Genomic DNA, 21,702 nt, shown 5'->3' with positions numbered 1-21,702 from the left:
CTCAGCCTGAAAGTGTTTCCGGCACTGCAGCCAGCACCGGATGGAAGGGTTGGCTCTATCGACGGCCGCTCAGCGACGCACGCAAACGCCAACAGAACCTACGGCGCTCGCAAAAAGCTCCCGCTGGCTTCTGCACGCTGGCGACAGCGCTGCAGGACGGCACGCCGCTCGTCATCCTGCATGAGTCCCCAGCGCGTGATTTCATCGGCCGTGCGCTGGCAGCCGATACAGACATCGGCCTCGTCCAGCGCACAGACCTGCACGCAGGGCGAGGCGACCGGTAGCTCCTGCTGCATCAGTCTGCCTGTTCCGCCAGGTCGCGGGCATAGCGCCGGGCATTCTGCACGTAGTGTTCGGCACTCGCCCTGAGCATCAGCTTCTGCGGCTCGCCAAGCTCGCGCACCACTTTGCCGGGAGAACCGACCACCAGGCTGCCATCGGGGATTTCCTTGCCCTCGGCGACCAGTGCATTGGCGCCGATGATGCAGTTCTTGCCGATCCTGGCGCCATTGAGAATCACCGCATTGATGCCGATCAGCGAGTAATCGCCGACCGTGCAGCCATGCAGCATGGCGTTGTGGCCGATAGTCACGCCCTTGCCGATGGTCAGCGGGCTGCCCATGTCGGTATGCATCACCGTCCCGTCCTGCACGTTGCTGTCCTCGCCGATATGGATCAGCTCGTTGTCGCCACGCAGCACCGCGCCGAACCAGACGCTCGCGCCCGCCTCCAGGCGCACCTTGCCGATCACACTGGCGCCGGGGGCAATCCAGCTGTCCGGATGGCATTCAACACTGGCGCTGCCCAATCGGTACTTCATGCATGCATCCTCTTAATAATTTCAACTCAGCCTGATAAACGACTCTGGCGGCTGATGCAGGCGTATATCCGCGTCGAACAGCAGATTGACCAGCTCGACCACCATGATCGCGGTCAGGCCCCAGATCTTGAAATCCCCATAGCGATAGCTCGGCACATACCAGCTGCGCCCCTGGTAGTCGATGCGGTGGGTCATCTCGCGCGGATCGTCGCAGAAGAACGCCAGCGGCACATTGAACACGGCAGCGATCTCGCCATCGTTGGGGCGGTAATCCATGTAGTCCGGAACGAAGCCGACATAGGGGGTCACCTTGATCCCGTGCCGGGAAACCAGCGGTGTCAGCGGCCCGACCACCTCGACCAGGCCGGCGGCCAGGCCAATTTCCTCTTCGGCTTCACGCAGGGCGGTATGGATCAGGTCACGGTCTTCCGGATCACGCCGGCCACCGGGGAAGGCCACTTCACCACCATGGGTGGACAAGCCGCTAGCCCGCAGCGTCAGGACCAGCTCAGGCGATTCGCTGCGGGTGATCGGCACCAGCACTGCGGCTTCCGGGAAACGCGGATCAACCTCCAAGGCTTGCGGCGAATAGGCCTGTATGCGGCGAAACATCTCGTCCAGCATGAATCTTCTCGAATGTGTTGTTCAACTGGCATCATGGCACGAAGGGGCATACCACCCAAGCCCCTCACGCACGCGCCAGCCAAGATTGCTGCAAACTGGCAAAAGCGCCTTGCCAAGTACCGGCACCAGGCCCAGGAGGGTTTGCCGGTCAGGAGCCCGAATGAACTATTGCAGTCTGTGTGGCAGCCCGGTCAGCCAGAAAGTTCCGCACGGCGACAATCGCCTGCGCCATGTCTGTGACCAGTGCCAGACCATTCACTACCAGAATCCGCGCATCGTCGCCGGCTGCCTGCCCGTCTGGGGCAGGCAGGTCCTCCTGTGCCGGCGCGCGATCCAGCCCCGATACGGGCTGTGGACGCTGCCCGCGGGGTTCATGGAAAACGGTGAGACCATCGTCGAGGCCGCCATGCGGGAAACCCTGGAGGAAGCCTGCGCCAGGGTCCACGACCTGCAGCTGTACACCCTGTTCGACCTGCCACACATCAACCAGGTGTACATGCTGTTTCGCGCCCAGTTGACCGACCTCGACTTTGCCGCCGGTGCCGAGAGCCTGGAAGTCAGGCTGTTCGACGAAGCGGACATCCCTTGGTCAGAGCTGGCTTTCCCGACCATCGGGCGTACCTTAGAATACTTCTTCGCTGACCGGCTGGCCGATGTCTACCCGTTGCGCAACGAGCCGATCGCCCCGCGGTCGGCTCACAAGAAAGTCTGACGCTTGCCTGAAGGGTTCCGGATGTACCTGCTTATTCGCTGTCTGCTGGTTGTTTTCTGCCTGTCCCCTGCTGCCATCGCCAGCGCCAATGCCAGCCCCACCCTGGGCGGCAAGCCAGTCGACAAGGTGCTGGTAATCAAGTCGGAGCACCAGCTGCAGCTGCTGCACCGGGGCGAAGTGCTCAAGTCCTACCGGGTCTCGCTGGGCAAGCAACCCAGGGGGCCAAAGTTTCGCGAGGGCGACAATCGCACGCCCGAAGGCTTCTACTGGATTGACTGGCGCAAGACCAGCCAGAACTACAACCTGTCCATGCACATTTCCTACCCCAACGCGCGTGACCGCGCGGCGGCCACGGCCAAAGGCCTGGCGCCGGGCGGCATGATCATGCTGCACGGCACGCCGGTGGATGAGGAATATCCGGAGTGGTACTTCCATACCCTCGACTGGACCAATGGTTGTATCGCCCTGAAGAATGCCGACATGCGTGAGGTCTGGAATCTGGTGAAGGACGGCACGCTGATCGAAATCAGGCCCTGATCTGGCAGGACCACAAGCTCACTCCGGCAGCGGCAAATCCACCAGCCGGCAGACATCAAAAGCAGGCGTTTCGTAGGGATGGGCAGCGTTCAACGCCTGCACCACCGCTGCGAGCAGCTCATCCGCCACCACCAGCTCGACCTTCCATTCCGCCACCTGCTCCAGCTGGCCGGCCTGGCCAATGAACGGCTGGCTGCCGGACAGCGGGCGAAACTGGCCCTGGCCCAGGGTTTGCCAGCAGCAACTGTCGTAGTTGCCGAGCAGACCCCCACCGGCAGCAAATACCGCCTGCTTGACCGCCTGCAGATGGCTGTCCGGCACATAGAAGCACAGCTTGTACATGCAACCTCCCGGGTTACGAGCGCAGCGCCGGTTGCTGCAGTCGTGGATTGAGCATCAGGCCTCCCGACCAGCGTGCGGCCCCAGGCACAGCAGCGCTCGCAACCAGCCGTCAGCTACCCGCCGTCGCAGAAAGCTGCTCCATGTGGCAGCAGGCTGAACACCGGAGTAACCGGCTCGCCGGCAAGCACTGGTTCAGCTGGGGAACACCGTGGTGCGGTTACGCCCGGCCTGTTTGGCGCTGTACAGGGCCTGATCGGCTTTTCTGGAGAGGGCTTTGCCATCGTCATCGGCATACAGCTCGGCGATGCCGCAACTGAAAGTGCAGAACAAATCCTGCGGTTGCGCCGGATGCAGGATTTCCGCAAAGCGCTGGCGAATATCTTCGATGACTTTCTTTGCAGTGGGTGCATCCGTGTCAGGCAGCACCACAGCAAACTCCTCGCCACCGTAACGGCCGATAAAGTCGGACTTGCGCAGGCGCTGCTTGAGAAACAGTGCGAGGCTTTTGATGACGCGATCGCCCATGGGGTGACCGTAGGTATCGTTGACTTTCTTGAAGAAGTCGATGTCCAGCATGGCGAAGCTCAACGGCTGCGCGCTACGCCGCGCACGCAGGCAGGCATCCTCGAGCAACTGCAGGATATGCGTGTGGTTGTACAGCCCGCTGAGGCTGTCACGCACCATCAGCCCGTGCAGGCGGCGCGCCCTGGCAACCCTCCGGCGCACGGTGGCAACCAGGTGACGCTGCTTGATCGGCTTGGTCAGGAAATCGTCGCCACCCTCACCCATGGCCTCCAGCTGCTTGTCGAGATCGTCCTCAGCCGACAGATAGATGATCGGCACGCTGACATAGCGATCATTGTGCCGAATCACCTTGGCCAGCTCCGGGCCGCTGCAACCAGGCATGTACATGTCGAGGATGATCAGATCCGGCTGGAAGTCGGCCAGCACGGTCATGGCCTGATCCGGCTTGGTCAGGATGCGGGTGACAATGCCGGCACTGTTGAGCATGCGCTCGGTGAAAGCGGCCTGGGCTAGCGAGTCATCGATCACCAGCACCCGGTAAGGTTCGTAATGGCCGATATAGGTCAACTGCTCGATGCGTTCGAGCAGGTTGGAGGCCTCCAGCGAACCGATGAAAAACGCCTGCCCGCCTGCGCGCACCGCGCTCAGACGAGTAGTCGTATCGGCATCCTGCTGGCTGAAAAACAGCAACGGCAATTTTCCGGTGGTGCTTTTGTGCAACTGTTCCGCCAGCTGCAGACCACACCCGCTACCGGCAAAGTTGATGTCCAGCACGATAGCCGCGGGATGTCGTTCGGCCATGGCGTCACGAAAGCCATTGATGGTGTCAAATGCCTGCGTAAGCAGGCCGTACGACTGCAATTGCAGGCACAGCCGCGCGGCTTGCTGATGATCCTGCAGCGCCACATAAATGGGTTTGCGCAGCGCCGGCAGCAGGACTTCTTCAAGCTGGTCATTGTGCCGCAGGCCGGTGCGCGACAGGCGCTGCATCAGCAGATTGAGCCCGGCAATCAGCTCGCTGTTGAGTCGCCCACGATTCTCCGCAACGGCCACCAGGCAGGCATGGATGCCCTGAGCCAGCTGGCGGTGTTCGGCCTGTTCGAAACGCTCGGCATAACGCAGCAGCAGCAGGTTGCTCTCGACCAGCTCGCCCATTTCCAGCGCATTCCAGGAACCACGCTGCAGGCGTTGCCACACTTCCAGCGTCAGCCGCGCCTGGTGAATGACCCGTCGGGCAAAGTGGCGCTTGAGTCGATCACGGCTGGGAGAGGCTTGCTCGAGCATGGGCTGCCTGAATTGGGCGGGCGGGCGAAAGGGTTGCGCAATCCTAGCACTCTCCGGGCACGCGCAAACCGCCGTCGATCCATTGGCGCCAACCACTTGTCTGCACCAAAAGCAGCGTGCACGCCAGCCTGACACGGCAAACTTGGCGTGATTCACTGCACAAAAATGCAATCTCGGCTCAAACGGGGCGGGCGCGAACGGCCCGGACAACTACTGCAGACCGAAAAAACGCCGGAATCTGCTCGAGAAACCGGGCGTCTCTGGCTGATGACTGCCATCGCAGTACGGTAGGCGCCGCGACTTACCGCAGCGGCACAGCAACAGGTGCTGCTGACGCTGTACCTGCAGGCGCAAGCCACCGACACAATCTGCCGGACAGTCGGGAAGTTGCGCGGAATACCCGCAGCCACACAGCCGCAGCACGTCGCCAGGCTGAACCTGGCGAACCTCGGGCAGCACCTCGGCAGGGGGAACGAGCGGACGCTTCATTGGCGCCTGTCGCCGGTCACTCCACCCACACCCGCGCATTGCGGAACATGCGCAGCCAGCCGCCATCTTCCTGCCAGCCCGCCGGCTGCCAGGAGTTCTGCACGGCACGGAATACCCGTTCCGGGTGCGGCATCATGATGGTCACGCGACCATCCTTGTTGCACAGCCCGGTAATCCCGCGCGGCGACCCGTTGGGGTTGGCCGGATAGGTTTCAGTGACCTTGCCGTGGTTGTCGATGAAACGCAGCGCCACGCTGCCGGACAGGTCCGCCTCGAGCAGTGCCTCGGCGCTTTCGAACTCGGCATGCCCTTCGCCGTGAGCGATGGCGATCGGCAGGCGCGAACCGGCCATGCCGCGCAGGAAGATCGACGCCGACTCCTGCACCTGGACCATGGCCACCCGCGCCTCGAACTGCTCCGAGCGGTTGCGCACGAAGTGCGGCCAGGCTTCGCTGCCGGGGATCAACTCGTGCAGGTTGGACATCATCTGGCAGCCGTTGCAGACGCCAAGGGCAAAGCTGTCCCTGCGTTCGAAGAACGTCTGGAAGGCATCGCGGGCACGGTTGTTGAACAGCACCGACTTGGCCCAACCCTCGCCGGCACCGAGCACGTCGCCGTAGGAAAAGCCGCCACAGGCCACCATGCCCTTGAACTGTTCGAGCTCTACGCGACCGCTGAGAATGTCACTCATGTGTACATCCACGGCGCTGAAGCCGGCACGGTCGAACGCCGCCGCCATTTCCACCTGGCCGTTGACCCCCTGCTCGCGCAGGATGGCAACCTGCGGGCGCACACCGGTCTTGATGTAGGGCGCCGCAATGTCCTGATTGACGTCGAAGGACAGCTTGACCGACAGCCCCGGATTGCGCTCGTCGAGCAGCCCCTCGAACTCCTGGTCGGCACAGCGCACGTTGTCGCGCAGACGCTGCATGCGGTAGCTGGTCTGACTCCACTCGCGTTGCAGCAGGCGCCGCTCGGCGCTGAACACCACGGCATCGGCAAAGCGAATGCTCACATCCTCGCCATTCACCGGCTGACCGACCACCGACACGCAGTCGCCCAGACCCGCCGCACTGAACTGGGAAAGAATTTCCTCGGTATCGTCCTGGCGCACCTGGATCACCGCGCCCAGCTCTTCGTTGAACAGCACCGCGGCAAGTTCGTCGCCGGCACTCGCCAGCGGGTCGAGGCACAGGTCCAGCCCGCAATGCCCGGCAAACGCCATTTCCAGGACGGTCGCCAGCAGGCCACCGTCGGAGCGGTCGTGGTAGGCCAGCAATTTGCTGTCGGCATTCAAGCCCTGGATTACCGCGAAAAACGCCTTGAGGTCCTCGGCGTCATCGACATCCGGCACCTGCTGACCGAGCTTGCTGTAGACCTGCGCCAGAATCGAGGCACCCATGCGGTTTTGCCCACGGCCGAGGTCGATCAGCACCAGATCGGTTTCGCCCTTGTCCAGCACCAGTTGCGGCGTCAGCGTCTGACGGATGTCGGTCACCGGAGCAAAACCGGAAACGATCAGTGACAGTGGCGAGGTGACGCTCTTGTCTTCGCCCGCATCCTGCCAGCGGGTCTTCATTGACATCGAATCCTTGCCCACCGGGATGGTGATCCCCAGCTCCGGACACAGCTGCATGCCGACCGCTTGCACCGTGTCATACAGGCGGGCGTCTTCACCCGGGTGCCCGGCTGCCGCCATCCAGTTGGCCGACAGCTTGATGTCGGAGATCTTCTCGATGCGCGCGGCGGCGATGTTGGTCAACGTCTCGCCGATCGCCATGCGCCCGGAAGCTGCCGCATCCAGCAGCGCCAGTGGGGTGCGCTCGCCCATGGCCATGGCTTCGCCGGTATACACGTCGAAACTGGCGGCGGTGACCGCGCAATCCGCCACTGGTACCTGCCAGGGACCGACCATCTGATCGCGGGCGACCAGTCCGGTAATGCTGCGATCACCGATGGTGATCAGGAAGTTCTTGCTGGCCACGGCCGGGTGACTGAGCACGCGCGACACTGCCTCGCCAAGCTCGACCTGACTGGCGACAAAATCATCGCCCAGTTCGGCTTCGCGCACCGCGCTGCGGTGCATGCGCGGGGCCTTGCCGAGCAGCACGTTGAGCGGCATATCTACCGCGTTGTTGCCGAAATGACTGTCGGCCACGGTCAGCTGCGGCTCTGCTGTGGCCTCGCCGACCACGGCAAACGGGCAGCGCTCACGCTCGCAGATGGCCTTGAACTGCTCCAGGTCCGCCGCATCGACGGACAGCACATAGCGCTCTTGCGACTCGTTGCACCAGATTTCCAGTGGCGCCATGCCCGGTTCGTCATTCGGCACGTTGCGCAGTTCGAAGCGTCCGCCGCGACCGGCATCGTTGACCAGTTCCGGGAAGGCATTGGACAGGCCGCCGGCACCGACGTCATGGATGAATTTGATCGGGTTGTTCTCGCCCAGCTGCCAGCAGCGGTCGATGACTTCCTGACAGCGGCGTTCCATTTCCGGGTTGTCGCGCTGTACCGAAGCAAAATCCAGATCCGCCGAACTGGCACCGGTGGCCATCGAGGAAGCAGCGCCCCCGCCCAGCCCGATCAGCATGGCCGGGCCACCGAGCACGATGAGCTTGCCGCCCACACTGATCTCGGCTTTCTGCACATGGTCTTCGCGGATATTGCCCATGCCGCCGGCGAGCATGATCGGCTTGTGATAGCCACGCACTTCATCGCCACGCGGCGTGCTGATGCTCTGCTCGAAGGTACGGAAGTAACCGGTCAGCGCCGGACGGCCAAATTCGTTGTTGAACGCTGCGCCACCCAGCGGGCCATCGAGCATGATGTCCAGCGCGGTGACAATGCGCTCTGGCTTGCCATAGGGCTTTTCCCACGGCTGCACGAAGCCCGGGATATTCAGGTTGGACACGCTGAAACCGACCAGACCGGCTTTTGGCTTGGCGCCGCGACCGGTGGCACCTTCGTCACGGATCTCGCCACCGGAGCCGGTGGAGGCACCCGGAAACGGTGCAATCGCCGTCGGGTGGTTATGCGTTTCCACCTTCATCAGGATATGCACCGCTTCCTGACTGGCGCTGTATTCGCGGGTCTGCGGATTCGGATAGAAGCGCCCGGCGACATTGCCGACGATCACCGCGGCATTGTCCTTGTAGGCTGACAACACACCTTCGCGATGCAGTTCGTGGGTGTTCTTGATCATGCCGAACAGCGACTTTTCCTGATTCTCGCCGTCGATGTCCCAGCTGGCATTGAAGATCTTGTGCCGACAGTGCTCGGAGTTGGCCTGGGCAAACATCATCAGTTCGATGTCGTGCGGATTGCGCCCCAACTCGCCAAAGCTCTGCACCAGATAGTCGATTTCGTCTTCGGCCAGCGCCAGGCCCAGCTCGGCATTGGCCTGCTCGAGCGCCGCGCGCCCACCACCCAGTACATCCACCACCCGCAGCGGTCGGGGCTGAGCATGGCTGAACAGCCCGGCTGCCTGCTGCAGGTCAGCCAGCACCACCTGGGTCATGCGGTCATGCAGCACGGCAGCAACCGCCTGGCTGTCAGCCTCGCCGAATTCGCCGGCAACGTAATAGGCAATTCCGCGTTCCAGGCGCAGCACTTTGGCCAGGCCACAGTTGCGGGCGATATCGCTGGCCTTGCTCGACCACGGCGAAATGGTGCCGAAGCGCGGCAGCACCAGAAACAGGCGTCCCGTCGGCTCCTGTACCGGCACACTCGGGCCGTACCTGAGCAACCGGTCCAGCACCTGCCGTTCAGCATCAGGCAAATCGCCGGCGAGATCGGCAAAATGCGCAAACTCGGCATACAGCCCGGTGACACCGGGAACCTTGCTGGTCAGTTGCTCGAGCAGTTTGCCATGGCGAAAGGCAGAAAGAGCGGGGGCGCCGCGCAAAATCAACATCGTCGGAACAGCCTCGGGGGATGTACTGGAAAGTTGCGCATTCTAGCCTAAAGCCCCCCCGATCGGCACCCGTGAAAGGCCGGGCGCCCACCCAACGGGTGTATATGGCGCCATCCATGCATTGCGTATACTCCGCCAATGCTTATTCAGATCACCTGCCTGACACGTCGGGCCATCTGCCTGCTGGCGCTGGGGTCTGCCCTGTTGCTGGCTGGCTGCGAGGAGGCGCCACGCCCGCCTACGCTGGAACGCGTCCGTGACGATGGCGTGTTGCGCGTGGTCACCCGCAACAGCCCGACCACCTATTTTCAGGATATCAACGGTGAAACCGGCTTCGAATACGAGCTGAGCAAGCTGTTTGCCGAGTCGCTGGGGGTCGACCTGAAAATCGAAATGGCCGACAGCCTGGATGACCTGTTCGATCGCCTGAACCAGCCTGACGGGGTAGCCCTGGCTGCCGCCGGACTGGTGGAAACCGCGGGGCGCAAGGATCAGGCACGCTTCAGCCACTCCTATCTGGAGGTCACCCCGCAAGTCGTTTACCGCGATGGCGAGCGGCGTCCAGCCCAGTCCAAGGACCTGCTCGACAAGCGCATCATGGTAGTCAAGGGCAGCAGCCACGCCGAACAGCTGGCGGCGCTGAAAGCCCGGATGCCCGAGCTGGAATATGAAGAGTCCGACGCCATCGAAGTGATCGACCTGCTGCGCATGGTCGATGAAGGGGTAATCGACCTGACGCTGGTCGACTCCAACGAACTGGCCATGAACCAGGTGTACTTCCCCAATGTGCGGGTCGCCTATGATTTCGGCGAACCCGCCCGCGTGGCCTGGTCGGTCGCCGCCCAGGATGACGACAGCCTGCTCGACGAAGCCAACAAGTTCATCGACCGGGTGAAGCAGAATGGCACCTTGCAGCGCCTCAAGGAACGCTTCTACGGGCACGTCGACGAACTCGGCTACATGGGTGCCTACACCTTTGCCCAGCACCTGCAGCAGCGCCTGCCGCGCTATGAGAAGCACTTCCGAAAAGCCGCCGAGGAGGAGCAGGTCGACTGGCGACTGATGGCGGCGATCGGGTACCAGGAGTCGCTCTGGCAGCCCGAAGTCACCTCGAAAACCGGCGTGCGCGGCCTGATGATGCTGACCCAGCGCACCGCTCAGGCCATGGGTGTAGCCAACCGGCTGGACCCGAAGCAGAGCATCCACGGCGGCGCCAAGTACTTTGCTCACGTCAAGGAATTGCTCCCGGCGAGCATTGCCGAACCGGATCGCACCTGGTTTGCCTTGGCAGCCTACAACATTGGTGGAGGCCATCTGGAAGATGCCCGCCAACTGGCACACAAGGAAGGCCTGAACCCGGACAAGTGGCTGGATGTGAAAAAGATGCTGCCGCGCCTGTCGCAGAAACAGTGGTACAGCAAGACCAAATACGGCTACGCCCGCGGTGGCGAACCGGTGCATTTCGTCAACAACATCCGTCGCTACTACGACATCCTCAGCTGGGCCACGCAGCCCCAGCTGGAAGGCAACCAGATCGCCGAAGGCAACCTGCACAAGCCGGCGATCAACAAGACCCCGCCGAAAGAACAACTGGCGCCGATGTAGCGCGGTTGGAAAACCAGATGGCAGGTTGGGTTGAGGCGCGCAGCGCCGAAGCCCAACAAGAGCGGATGGTGCTGGTCTGCGGCATTGCCATGTCGGGCTTCGCGGGGCTCAACCCAACCTACGCCTGCGTTCCTTGAAGAACTCACGCAGCGCTGCCGCGCACTCCTCGGCCAGCACCCCGCCCTCCACCAGCACCCGGTGGTTGAGGAAATCCTGGGCAAAGAACTCGCCACGACTGACTACCACCCCGGCCTTCGGCTCAGTGGTGCCGTAGACCACCCGGGCAATCCGCGAGTGCACGATCAACCCGGCGCACATGCTGCAGGGTTCGAGGGTGACGTACAGAGTGCTGCCCGGCAGCCGGTAGTTGCGCACACCCTGCGCCGCCGCACGGATCGCCACCATTTCCGCATGGGCACTCGGGTCATGACTGCTGATCGGGCAGTTGTACCCCGCACCGACCACCTCACCCGCCTGTACCAGCAGCGCGCCGACCGGCACCTCGCCCAGTTGCGCGCCCAGCCGGGCCTGCTGCAGGGCCAGTTGCATGAAATGCTCGTCTCGCGAGCGGTCGATGATCTGAGGCTTTTTCATCCATTCCATCCGTAGGGTGGAAAACTCGCGCAGCGATTTTCCACCAGTCCATTGGTGGATAAGGCTATGCCGTTATCCACCCTGCTCCGCCCGCCCATCAAGCCACCTCGATGGCCGCCATCAGCCCGGTTTCCATATGGTCGATGACATGGCAATGGAACATCCAGATGCCCGGATTATCCGCGACAAGCGCTATGCGGGCACGCTCGTTCTTGCCCAGCAGATAGGTGTCGGTGAAGTACGGGATGATCGTCTTGCGATCGGAATCCAGCACCTTGAACGCCATGCCATGCAAATGTATCGGGTGCTGATACTGGGTCATGTTGCGCAGCTCGAAGATGTAATGCCGGCCCAGCTGCAGGCGTGCAATCGGTCGATCGGCACAGGTCTTGTCGGCGATATCCCAGGCCTGGCCATTGATCTGCCAGAGCTTGTAGGCGGCGCCCTGGTCGAGATTCTCCGACAACGCCGCGGCCCACTCGAAGTTGAAGCGCAGGGTTTCGGCTACGGCCAGATCCGGCTCCGCCAGCGGATTGGCCGGCAAGGCTGGTGGCCAATCCGCCACAGGCTCGACACTTGCCTGACTGACCAGGGTTGCCAATCTCAATGGTCCATTGCGCAAGGCCAGCTCGATGCCGGCTGCTGGCACCTTCAGCGCCAGATCGAGGCGCATGCCCGGCCCCAGCCAGTAGTCCTTGCCCAACTGGCGCGGCGTCACCGGCTGGCCGTCCAGCGCATAGATGCGCGCCTCGGCACCCGGCAGATTCAGCCGATAGGTCACTGTGCTGTCCAGATTGATCAGGCGCAGGCGTACCACCTGCCCAGCCGGCAGCTCGATGCGCGCGGCATGCTCGCCATTCACCGTGGACAGACGCCCCGGCGTGCCGCCGCGTGCCGCTTCCCGCGGCACGCTGAACGCGCTGAAAGCACCCTGCTCATCGACCGCCCAGGTCTTCAGCGCCAGGGTACGTTCATGCAGAAAACCAGCCGGCTCACGCTCCTCGACAATCAGCGGCCCGACCAGACCGCGGCCCAACTGTTCACTGCTGGACAAGTGCGGGTGATACCAGAAGGTGCCGGCATCCTGCACAACAAACGAATAGTCGAAATATTCACCCGGCAAAACCGGCAGCTGCGAGACATAGGGCACACCATCCATCTCGATCGGCAGACGAATGCCGTGCCAGTGAATGGTGGTGGGCTCGCTGAGCTGGTTGATAAGGCGCACCCGCAAACGCTCGCCCTGCCGACAGCGCAACTCCAGCCCCGGCACCTGCCCGCCGTAAGCCCAGGCCGGCGTTGCATGGCCGGCAACCAGTTCGACATCCAGCGGGGCAGCGATCAGCTGGTAATCGTGACCGGGCCCGGAAGAGCGGCCCAGCCAGTAACGCACGCCACCCGCACCGAGCCCGGCCACACCCAGCCCGGCCAGGCCGGCAATCACTTGTCTGCGGGTAAAGGGCATTGATGCGGCTCCACAAGCGGAATTCACTGCGCAACCTGCTGCGCTTGAGGCGGGCAGTTTAACAGGCCGTTGAACAGTGCAAGCGAAGCAGACGGGACAGCGTTATAGATTCGGCCCTTGAGGTAGGAGCGGCGCCCTCGCCGCGATGGACGGCAAAAGCTCGCGTCGGGGCGACGCTCCTACAGGCGCCACTACTGATATGGACGTCTGCTGCGGGCCCGAAATGAAAGTGTTCAAGTGCCCTATCAATAGGTCCGACTGCTAACAGGCCAGGTAATCTGCACAGCACCCACCGTCAGGCTTGCCGCAACGCCGGCAAACAGAGTGCCGCCTCATGCGCTCCAGATCGCCATGGCGAGACCGGCCATGGCTCAGGCCGGCACGCGGGCGAAGAATTCCAGGAAGCGTTCGGCCACCCACTGCGGGCGCTCCTCGGCGATCCAGTGCCCGCAGCCATCGGCGACGCCGCCACTGACGTCACTGCCGACCCGCTGCCAGGACTCCAGCGCCGCATTGGCCCGGCCGCTTTTCGCATCGCCGCCACCGTAGACCAGAATCGGCATCTCCAGTTTGCCCTGGGTCAGGTAGCGCTGGTGATCCTCGACGTCCTGCGGCAGTGCGCGGTAATAGTTGAAGCCGGCGCGCATGGCACCCGGTTGTGAATAGGTGCGGATGTACTCCTGGCGGGCTTCCTGGGAAATCGAAGCCGGACTGGCGCCGGCCTTGTCGAAAGCCCAGTTCAGATAGAGCGCCTCGCGCCCGGCGACCAGAGCCTCGGGCAGATCCAGTTCGCCATGAAAACCATAGTGCCAGCGCGCCATGCCGGCCAGCGGCGTGCCATCGCCCGGCACCGGCACATCGAGAATGGCCATCGCGCGCACTGCCTCACGGTGCTGCGCAGCCAGGGCGAAGGCCACCGGGCCACCCCAGTCATGGGCGCCGACCAGGAAGCGCTGCTCACCGAGCACCTCGGTCATCAGGCGCCAGATGTCGTTGCTCACGGTGCTGGTGTCGTAGCCGGAGTACGGCCGCGAGGAATCGCCCAGCCCGCGCATATCCACCGCGACGACGCGGTAATGCTCGGCCAGGGCCGGGATGATGCCGCGCCACATGAACCAGCTCTGTGGCCAGCCATGGATCAGCACCAGCGCCGGGCCACTGCCCGCGGTGACATAGTGCAGGCGTACATCGCCGAGGTTGGCGTAGTTATGGGTCAGCTCGACAGACATGGGTGTACTCCGCTGGCTGGAGAATCGGTGGCTAAATAAAAAGCCCGGCGGGCAGTCAGTGACCGCCAACCGGGCAAAGGTCACTCAGTACGGCCTGGTGCCGACAATGGTAGCGCGGTTCATCTTGCGGTGGCAGGTAGGATAGTCCATCACCGCGTAGTGCTGGGTGCAGCGGTTGTCCCAGATGGCCACGGCATTCGGGCTCCAGCGCCAGCCTAGCTGGTACTCGGGAATGAAAGACTGGCTGCACAGATATTCCAGCAGGTTGGACATACCGGGGCAGCGAGCTTGACGTTCTTCAGTTCGGCGCCCATGGCGCAAGTAATCAGTTCTACTTTCATGGCCATCTTTCAGTTGTTGTGGATGTTGCAGTGGAATGCATTAAACCCGTATGACCGATTCAGGCGATGTATTCTTGTGCCACATACATGTAAAGACGGGACGAGCTGCGATGACCCAAATGACCCGAAGTGCTGCGTTAACCGGATTTGCCACTCTGGTCAGTACCTATGGCCTGGACCCACTCGCTTTGGCGCGGGAGGCCAAAGTTCCACTGCGCGCACTCCACGAACCCGACCTCAAAGTTGCCGCCGCGAATATCGCCAAGCTGGTGGATTTGGCCGCAGCCCGAGCAGATGCCGATGATTTTGGCCTGCGGCTTGCGGAGACCCGGCGCATTTCCAACATGGGGCCGATTGCCCTGCTGGCGACCATGCAACCAACCTTGAGGGAAATGCTGCGTGTTTTCTGCAAATTTCAGCGATTGAACGTTGAACCGCTTACTTTGGCACTGGAGGAATCCAGAGGGGTGACCGTATTGCGGGTGGAACTTACGGTTTCCCACTGGCAGACATCACGGCATCTTGTCGAACTGATTGTTGGCGGACTCAGCCATTACTTGGGATTAGCCGTCGGCTCCGACTGGCGACCGAAAGCGGTGCACTTCCGACATGCCGAACCGACTGACACAGCGTTGCATCGCCGCGTGTTTCACTGTATGCCGGTGTTCAAGTCGGACTTCAATGGCCTGGTTATTGACAGCAGGGATCTCGATATCAGCTTCCCCGCCTCCGACCCAGTATTTGTCAGCTACATCCAGGCCTATATCGACAACCTTGCGCGCAGCGCAAAACAGAGTACTTGTGACGAGGTCAAGGAAATAATTTCCATTCTGCTGGCTTCCGGACGGTGCAACGCCGATACCGTGGCAGCCAGCATGGGTATAGATCGACGAACCCTGCATAGACGCCTTGCCGCCGAAAATATTCAATTTCGTGACCTGCTTGAGGAACGACGCAAGGAACTGGTGATTGACTATCTCGACGGCAAGCGCGCGGCAAGCGATGTAGCCGAACTGGTCGGACTCGCGTCGGCAAATGGCTTGTCACATTGGGTGAAGCGGCATTTCTCGAAGCCGCTTCGGCAACTTGCCCAAAGCGAAAGACCTGAGGAGAACACAGATATCGAGTAACCGGGTTCGCCTCGACGCAAGCGCCGGCCCCCACGGGAACCTCTGAAAAAGGTATCGAGCGCCAACAGTGCAAGGCGCAACGTAGCGAAGCGGAGTAACAACCAAAGGTTGGCCCGCAGGGCAAGCGAAGCGCAGTCAAAAGAAGCGAGAAAGCGCACGACTGCATGGATGCAGGAGGTAGAGCGAAGCAGGAAGCCCGAGCCGAGTTTACATGGGGTAAATGAGCATTTGATTCGCGTTGCTCACCCTTCGGGCCGCGCTGAAGCGCGTTCAACGCTTCGCTTTTGTGCAGCAGCTTTTTAAGGCAGCAATGCCTAGGGTCTGTTCCAAGGGTTCCCTCTATGGACAGACTCAACGTCAGCAACCTGCAGCCAAAGTGCGCCGAAACACTGGTCACTCGAAGGTCTGCACGCGCCGATCAGGAATCGGCCCGAATTCCCCCGCTTTTCTGCACATTCCTGGAAATGGATCTGCGTGAATATGCAAAGGGCACGAGTCACTGACTGCGTAGCCCCTGCGGGTTTCGTTTACTGAATTGCTCGCTTATACGCATCCTCAAGCGAGCCAGCTGTTCTGGCGCAGGAGAGGTGAAATCCTCCAGCGCATAGACCTGTCCCAGAAAGCCGTACTTGCTGTCGCCATAGCGATGGTACGGCAACAATTCCAGCCCGCTGACATTGGGATAGGGCAGCACGGCGGCGAGCACCGCGTCGATATGCGCCTCGTCGTCGTTCACGCCGGGAATCAGCGGAATCCGTGCGATGAAATCGATGTCGGGAAACTCGTCATAGGCGCGGCGAAAGTTTTCCAGAATCCGCGTGTTCTCGACCCCGGTCCAGCGCCGGTGCGCCACCGGGTCGGTGAGTTTGTAGTCATGCAGCATGGTGTCGACATAAGGCAGCACCATGGCCATGAATTTCCATGGCACGTTGCCGGCGGTTTCGATCGCCGTGGTGAGTCCGCGTGCGCGTGCTTCCTTGAGCAATGCCGCCGAGAACTCGGGCTGCATCAGGCACTCGCCGCCCGAGAGCGTGATGCCACCACCGGATTCGCTATAGAAGCCGCCATCCTGCTCGACTTCGGCCAGCACCTCGGTGACGGTCATGGCACTACCGAAGTGGTACAGCGCCTTGGACGGGCAGACCTCGACGCACTTGCCGCAGTTGCTGCACAAATCCCAGTTGACCCGCACCTTGCCGTCCGAATCGAGCACGTGCAGGGCCTGCTCCGGGCAGACGGGAATGCAGCGTCCACATTCCTTGACACCAATACAGAGCTTGAGATTGAACGCCAACTCCGGCTTCGGGGCGATGGTCTCGGGGTTGCAGCACCACTTGCAGCGCAGGGTGCAGCCCTTCAGGAAGACCGTGGTGCGTATGCCCGGCCCGTCGTGGGTCGAGAAATGCTGCAGGTTGACTACATAGCCGGAAATATCCTCGGCGCTGCCCGGGCGGATCATGCCGATTCTCCCAGACAGATTCCCAACGCCCGTGCACGAACCAGAGCGGTGGCCTTCGGCTCGATGGTGCGCACCCGGTTGACCGCATCAGCCAGCGACACGGCAACAAAGTCCGCGTCCCGGGCAGCCAGCAGGTGGGCGGTTTTTCCGTCTGCCAGGGCATTCACGGCACTGACTGCATAGCCCGCACCGAGAATGCGATCGGTCGCCGTCACCTCGCCGGCCCTGACCAGCTGGTCGAGGAGCAACGGAAAAATCTCGCGGCCACTGCAGCGCTGGATTTCCTCGTGCACCTGGCGCAGCACGCGCCCGGCACGCTGGATCACCGCGGAGCCGGAGTACCCAGCATGGGTCTGATGCTCGGCCTGTTCCGGCAGGCCATCCGCATGGGCGCCTTCGGCCACGAGGATGAGGGCGCTGTCCGGATGCGCGTCGATATGCCGGGCTACTGAAGCCACGTGATAAGCCCGTTCGGGAATCAGGATGACGTCTGCTCCCGCTGCCAGCCCGGCATCCAGCGCCAGCCAGCCGGCGTATTGCCCGGGCAGTTCGACCAGGGCGACGCGCCCCTGGTCACGGGCGGCGATGCGGATGCGGCTCAGCATCTGGGTGGTGTAAGCGAGGATGCTGTCATAACCAAAAGGCTGCGCAGTGGCGAACAGATCGTTCTCCACCGACTTGGGGATGCACACGCAGGGCAAGCCCTTGCGTGAGAGTTTCCACAGCACCGAGAGCGCATATGCGCCGGTCACGGCACTGCCGCCGACGATACCGACCAGCGCATCAATTCGCTGTTCGCGCAGGCGATCCAGAATTCGCTCCGAGGCATCAACTTCCTCGATGAATCCTTCGGCGCTGGGCAACTGCATGCGGAACGGATCGATGCGCGGGCCGGTACCCAACAGACTGCCCTCCTCGCACACAGCGTCCGCATCGATGGTGATGACGCCACCGTCGGCATAACGCTCAGGACAGAGCAAACCATCGAAGCCGTCACGGATGCCCAGCACCTCCCAGCCCTTGTGTTGTGCACTGCGCGCAAGGGCGCGAACGACACTGCCCAGGCCGGGCACGTAGCCGCCGCCGAGGCTGATGGCAATGCGTCGAATCGGCTCACTCACAGGGCTTCTCCGTCAGTTGTTCGCTCATGCTCACACCGCTTCGTCTGGCACTGGATACTCAGGTCACCCAGCCGCCGTTGGGGCTGATCACCTGGCCGACAAGATACGCGGCTTCTTCGCTGGCCAGATAAAGTGCCAGCGAAGCAAACTCTTCGATGCTGCCCATGCGCCCCGCTGGAACGATCTGCATCAACTGGGCGCGCAACTGCTCGCCGCCCTGCGCCATGATCTGCTCCCAGGCCTCGGTGGCAATGCCACCGGCGGCGATGCAATTGACATTGATACCGCCGCCGATGACCTCGACGCCGACGGACTTGGTGAAGGCCACCATGCCGCCTTTCGAGGCCGAATAGTGCGGGCTGTGGAAGGACACGCCACTGATGCCGGCGACCGAGGCGATGTTGACGATCTTGCCGCAGGCCTTGGCCTCCATGATCTTCAGCGCTTCCCGGGTGCAATAGAACAACCCGTTGAGATTGGTGTTCAGCATGGCCAGCCAGGTCTCGTCGCTCATGTGGCTGGTCACCTGCAAGGAATGCTTTGGCACCGGTGTCGTCATCAGTTTCATGGCTTCCATGCGTGCCCGCGAGCTGTCCTGATCGCTCGGTGTGCGCGCGGCATTGTTGATCAGGATGTCGAGCGTGCCGAACTTCGCCAGCAGCTCGACGAACATCCGGGTAACGGCAGCGCTGTCACCGATGTCGGCGGCAATGCCCAGCACAGCGTCGGGTGAGGCGCCGGACACGGTGATCAAGTCCTTCAGTGCCGCGTCCAGTTTCTCGCGAGTCCTCCCGCTGATGGCGACACGCGCACCCTCGCGCAGAAAGGCTTTCGCAATTCCCTTGCCCAGTCCATCGGAGCCACCGGTGACCAGCACCACTTTCCCGGCAAATCGCATTCTATTCTCCAAGTCGACGCTGGAACCCTTGTGAACTAACCGACCGCAGCCCGACAGCAGGCAGCCCCTCCGCCCCCGCAGGGACGGAGGGCGCCGCTTACGCGTGCTCTTCGGTGCGCGCCAGGATTTCCGCCTGCTGCATGGGTGTCAGCTCGACGAAATAAGCGCAATACCCGGCAATACGCACCACCAGGTCACGGTACTTCTCGGGGTCCTTCTGCGCCGCCAGCAGCGTGTCGCGGTTGATCACGTTGAACTGCACGTGCCAGAGCTTCAGGTTGCACCAGTGGCGGATGATCTGCATCAGCCGGCGCGTGCCGGTCTCGCCGGCGATGTTGGCCGGGGCGAACTTCATGTTGATCAGGTTGGCACCTTTCTCCTTGCAGGCGATCGCGGTGGCTTTGGCCATCGAGTTCATGGTCACGGTCGGGCCCTTCATGTCCATGCCGTGGGTCGGCGAAATGCCTTCGGAAAGGTATTCGCCGGCGGGGCGACCGGAGGGTGTCGCCATGGTCACGCGGCCAGCCGGCACATGGAAGGTGATCGGGATGATCCGCACCATCGTCGGCGTACCGTTGCTCTTGGGGTTGTTGCGCGTGTAGTCCAGCGAAATGCGGTACATCTCCTTGCCCAGCAGTTCGATCCACTCGTCGCCGTTGCCGAACTTGGGCGCATTCAGGCACAGCTGGCGAATCGCCTCCTTGCCTTCCCAGTTGCACTCGAGCGCATCGAGCAGTTCGTCCCAGGTCAGTTTCTTCTGCTCGAAGATCAGCGTCCTGATCGCCACCAGCGAGTCGATCGCCGTGGCAAAGCCGCCAATGCCGTCGATGCAGGAGAGATCCAGGCCGCCGGGGATCACCTCGTCGTGACGCTGCAGGTCCATGCAGGCCTTGCTCGCGGCGTCATGCATCATCGAGGCATAGGGCGCGGCGAAGTAGCGCGACTTGAGCTTACGCGCGGTATCCCCCTGGATCATGATGTTTTTGAGGACGTTCTCGGTTTGCGCCTTGAACGCCGCCCAGACCTGGTCGAAGCTGGTCCAGCTGCGCGGGTCGCCGGTTCTGAGGCCGAACTGGTGGTCATTCCAGAGCTTCATGCGACCATCGCGCAGGGTCATCTCGATGATCGGGCCGTAGTTCACCGCCGAGTTGCCGGTCTTGTGCGTCTCGATGTTGGGCAGGCGCGATTCCATGCAGCCGGACACCGCGTAATCGAGCGCATCGGCCATGCCGACGCCATGCGACAGGTAGAAGGGCACGACATATTCGTCGTTGATGATCTTCGGGCTGCCCTTGCCGTCCTTGTTGGCTTCGACCACGGCATGCAGGAAGCGCTCCGGTGTGTTCGAATGGATCCGTGCCGAGAGTTCCGGGTAGCTGGTGCGCAGGCCGCGGGTGGATTCGAGCAGGACGTAGGAGAGCTCGTTGGTGGCGTCCTCGCCTTCACGGGTCTGGCCACCGATGGTGACAGTCTCGTGGTGCGAGAAGCCTTCACGGCCAGCGGCTGCGGTTGGCGAGAGATTGAGCTGCAGGTACTGCATCATGTTGATCCACAGGCAGTGGAACAACTCGGTGGCTTTCTCTTCGGTCAGGCGCCCGGCCTCGATGTCCGCCTGGTAGTAGGGCCACAGGTACTGGTCCATGCGCCCCTGGTTGATGTCGCCGCCGATCATTTCTTCGAGGCGCGAGAAGCACTGCGAAAACCACTGGGCCTGGATCGCGTCGCGAAAGCTGCGGCAGGGATTTTCCGGTACCCAGGCGCAGACATCGGCGATTTCCAGCAGTTCGGCCTTGCGTTCGGCGCTGGTTTCGGTCGCGGCCATTGCCGTCGCCTTTTCACTGAAGCGCCGGGCCCAGGTCGAGAGGGCGTCGCAGGTAATGATGACGGCTTCGAGGAAGGGGGCCTTCTGGGTGAGGTCGAAGGGGCTGGTCAGCTCGGCCAGGCGCGCTTGCGCTTCGGCGCGGATGCCCTTGAGGCCGAGCCTCAGCAACTTGCCGTGGTCGATGACCCAGTTCTGCGAGGAACGCATGGTCGAGGTACACATGATGGCCATGCTTTGGCGCGAGATATTCGACTTGTCGGCGCCGTAGGTGTAATTGCGTGCTTCTTCGGGCAGAGCCTGGATGAAGCTGGTGGTGAAGTCGCGGCCGTTCCAGTAAGGAAAGAGGACATCCCGGATGACGCGCTCGTCCTCGTCGGTGATGATGACGGCATCTTTTTTGCCCTCGGCATGGGCTTTGCGGAACGCCTCAACGGCCTCCAGCATGAGGCTGCCGTCCAGCTCGGGATAAATGATCCCGTGCTTGCCGAAGAAGTCGTTCGGACGGCCGACGATGAGTTCGTCCGCAAAAATGCAGACAGGCAGGTTCTGCGTGGTGTGCAAGAGCGCCTTGGCCCAGCGCAGGACAATGGGCTGGCCTTCGGTTTCCTTGAGAGACTCGGTGAAGTAGACGGCACGCTCAAGGGAGATGCGCGGCTGCAGACCGGCGCTGCGCACGCGCTCGAACAGGCGCAGGGCGCGCTCCGAGACGTTTTCAAAGACGGAGCGCTTGCCTTCGATCAGGGCGGCTTCCTGGGCGGAATAGACGTTGAGTTTTTCGGGTGAGTTCATGGC

Annotated in this window: 18 protein-coding genes and 1 pseudogene; 4 read left to right on the top strand and 15 right to left on the bottom strand. The window is 62.3% G+C overall.

The window, feature by feature from the left end:
* Positions 1-98: 98 nt before the first annotated feature.
* Genes ISX93_RS14055 through ISX93_RS14045 form a run of 3 tightly spaced genes read right to left on the bottom strand, consistent with a single transcriptional unit; the run spans position 99 to position 1,444 of the window.
* Positions 99-296: a DUF1289 domain-containing protein gene (locus tag ISX93_RS14055; RefSeq protein WP_195779369.1), complete on the bottom strand. Its 198-nt coding sequence runs from the start codon at positions 294-296 to the stop codon at positions 99-101.
* A complete protein-coding gene (locus ISX93_RS14050; protein WP_195779368.1) occupies positions 296-820 on the bottom strand; it encodes a gamma carbonic anhydrase family protein in 525 nt (174 codons plus the stop codon). Before ISX93_RS14050 ends, ISX93_RS14055 begins: the two co-directional genes overlap by 1 nt.
* A gap of 21 nt (positions 821-841) precedes the next feature.
* Positions 842-1,444 carry a CoA pyrophosphatase gene (locus ISX93_RS14045; RefSeq protein ID WP_195779367.1) on the bottom strand — a complete coding sequence of 201 codons (603 nt, stop codon included), beginning with the start codon at positions 1,442-1,444 and terminating at the stop codon, positions 842-844.
* 160 nt (positions 1,445-1,604) lie between these two features.
* On the opposite strand from ISX93_RS14045, the gene ISX93_RS14040 reads away from it, so the two are divergent.
* Both ISX93_RS14040 and ISX93_RS14035 read left to right on the top strand, forming a co-directional pair.
* Positions 1,605-2,156: an NUDIX hydrolase gene (locus ISX93_RS14040; RefSeq protein ID WP_195779366.1), complete on the top strand. Its 552-nt coding sequence runs from the start codon at positions 1,605-1,607 to the stop codon at positions 2,154-2,156.
* A gap of 33 nt (positions 2,157-2,189) precedes the next feature.
* Positions 2,190-2,693 (top strand): L,D-transpeptidase family protein, encoded by a 504-nt coding sequence (locus ISX93_RS14035; RefSeq protein WP_195779448.1) that lies wholly within the window; start codon positions 2,190-2,192, stop codon positions 2,691-2,693.
* 18 nt (positions 2,694-2,711) lie between these two features.
* Here the strand turns inward: ISX93_RS14035 and ISX93_RS14030 are convergent, their stop codons facing one another.
* From ISX93_RS14030 to purL, 4 genes are all read right to left on the bottom strand, one after another.
* Positions 2,712-3,035 (bottom strand): Nif3-like dinuclear metal center hexameric protein, encoded by a 324-nt coding sequence (locus tag ISX93_RS14030; protein ID WP_195779365.1) that lies wholly within the window; start codon positions 3,033-3,035, stop codon positions 2,712-2,714.
* Between the two features lie 192 nt (positions 3,036-3,227).
* Entirely contained in the window at positions 3,228-4,844 is a 1,617-nt protein-coding gene (locus tag ISX93_RS14025) for a diguanylate cyclase (RefSeq protein ID WP_195779364.1), read from the bottom strand.
* Positions 4,845-5,054: 210 nt separating this feature from the next.
* Positions 5,055-5,333 carry a CDGSH iron-sulfur domain-containing protein gene (locus ISX93_RS14020; protein WP_195779363.1) on the bottom strand — a complete coding sequence of 93 codons (279 nt, stop codon included), beginning with the start codon at positions 5,331-5,333 and terminating at the stop codon, positions 5,055-5,057.
* Positions 5,334-5,349: 16 nt separating this feature from the next.
* The gene (gene purL, locus ISX93_RS14015) at positions 5,350-9,246 is read right to left on the bottom strand and encodes a phosphoribosylformylglycinamidine synthase (protein WP_195779362.1); all 3,897 of its coding nucleotides are present in this window, start codon (positions 9,244-9,246) and stop codon (positions 5,350-5,352) included.
* A gap of 138 nt (positions 9,247-9,384) precedes the next feature.
* Between purL and mltF the strand changes: the two genes are divergently transcribed.
* On the top strand, positions 9,385-10,851 hold the full coding sequence (gene mltF / locus ISX93_RS14010) for a membrane-bound lytic murein transglycosylase MltF (RefSeq protein WP_195779361.1): 1,467 nt from the start codon (positions 9,385-9,387) through the stop codon (positions 10,849-10,851).
* 108 nt (positions 10,852-10,959) lie between these two features.
* Here mltF and tadA read toward each other — a convergent pair whose 3' ends face one another.
* From tadA to ISX93_RS13990, 4 genes and pseudogenes are all read right to left on the bottom strand, one after another.
* On the bottom strand, positions 10,960-11,445 hold the full coding sequence (gene tadA, locus ISX93_RS14005) for a tRNA adenosine(34) deaminase TadA (protein WP_195779360.1): 486 nt from the start codon (positions 11,443-11,445) through the stop codon (positions 10,960-10,962).
* 97 nt (positions 11,446-11,542) lie between these two features.
* Positions 11,543-12,910 carry a multicopper oxidase family protein gene (locus ISX93_RS14000; RefSeq protein ID WP_195779359.1) on the bottom strand — a complete coding sequence of 456 codons (1,368 nt, stop codon included), beginning with the start codon at positions 12,908-12,910 and terminating at the stop codon, positions 11,543-11,545.
* A 371-nt stretch (positions 12,911-13,281) separates the two neighbouring features.
* Entirely contained in the window at positions 13,282-14,139 is an 858-nt protein-coding gene (locus ISX93_RS13995) for an alpha/beta fold hydrolase (RefSeq protein WP_195779358.1), read from the bottom strand.
* A gap of 84 nt (positions 14,140-14,223) precedes the next feature.
* Positions 14,224-14,418 (bottom strand): annotated as a pseudogene (locus ISX93_RS13990) (TauD/TfdA dioxygenase family protein); the annotation flags it as partial.
* Between the two features lie 172 nt (positions 14,419-14,590).
* On the opposite strand from ISX93_RS13990, the gene ISX93_RS13985 reads away from it, so the two are divergent.
* Positions 14,591-15,610: an AraC family transcriptional regulator gene (locus ISX93_RS13985; protein ID WP_195779356.1), complete on the top strand. Its 1,020-nt coding sequence runs from the start codon at positions 14,591-14,593 to the stop codon at positions 15,608-15,610.
* Positions 15,611-16,106: 496 nt separating this feature from the next.
* Here ISX93_RS13985 and ISX93_RS13980 read toward each other — a convergent pair whose 3' ends face one another.
* From ISX93_RS13980 to ISX93_RS13965, 4 genes are all read right to left on the bottom strand, one after another.
* Positions 16,107-17,069, bottom strand: a complete 963-nt coding sequence (locus ISX93_RS13980; RefSeq protein WP_195779355.1) for a glycyl-radical enzyme activating protein — start codon at positions 17,067-17,069, stop codon at positions 16,107-16,109.
* Positions 17,066-18,190: a 6-phosphofructokinase gene (locus ISX93_RS13975; RefSeq protein WP_195779354.1), complete on the bottom strand. Its 1,125-nt coding sequence runs from the start codon at positions 18,188-18,190 to the stop codon at positions 17,066-17,068. Before ISX93_RS13975 ends, ISX93_RS13980 begins: the two co-directional genes overlap by 4 nt.
* A 58-nt stretch (positions 18,191-18,248) precedes the next feature.
* A complete protein-coding gene (locus ISX93_RS13970) occupies positions 18,249-19,088 on the bottom strand; it encodes an SDR family NAD(P)-dependent oxidoreductase (protein ID WP_195779353.1) in 840 nt (279 codons plus the stop codon).
* Between the two features lie 97 nt (positions 19,089-19,185).
* Positions 19,186-21,699 carry a glycyl radical protein gene (locus tag ISX93_RS13965; RefSeq protein WP_195779352.1) on the bottom strand — a complete coding sequence of 838 codons (2,514 nt, stop codon included), beginning with the start codon at positions 21,697-21,699 and terminating at the stop codon, positions 19,186-19,188.
* Between the last annotated feature and the right edge of the window lie 3 nt (positions 21,700-21,702).

Origin of the sequence: Pseudomonas sp. N040, assembly GCF_015637705.1 — a bacterium.
GTDB lineage: Bacteria > Pseudomonadota > Gammaproteobacteria > Pseudomonadales > Pseudomonadaceae > Aquipseudomonas.
The sequence above is the reverse complement of the archived record's forward strand: the minus strand, read 5'-3'. Positions and strand labels throughout refer to the sequence as shown.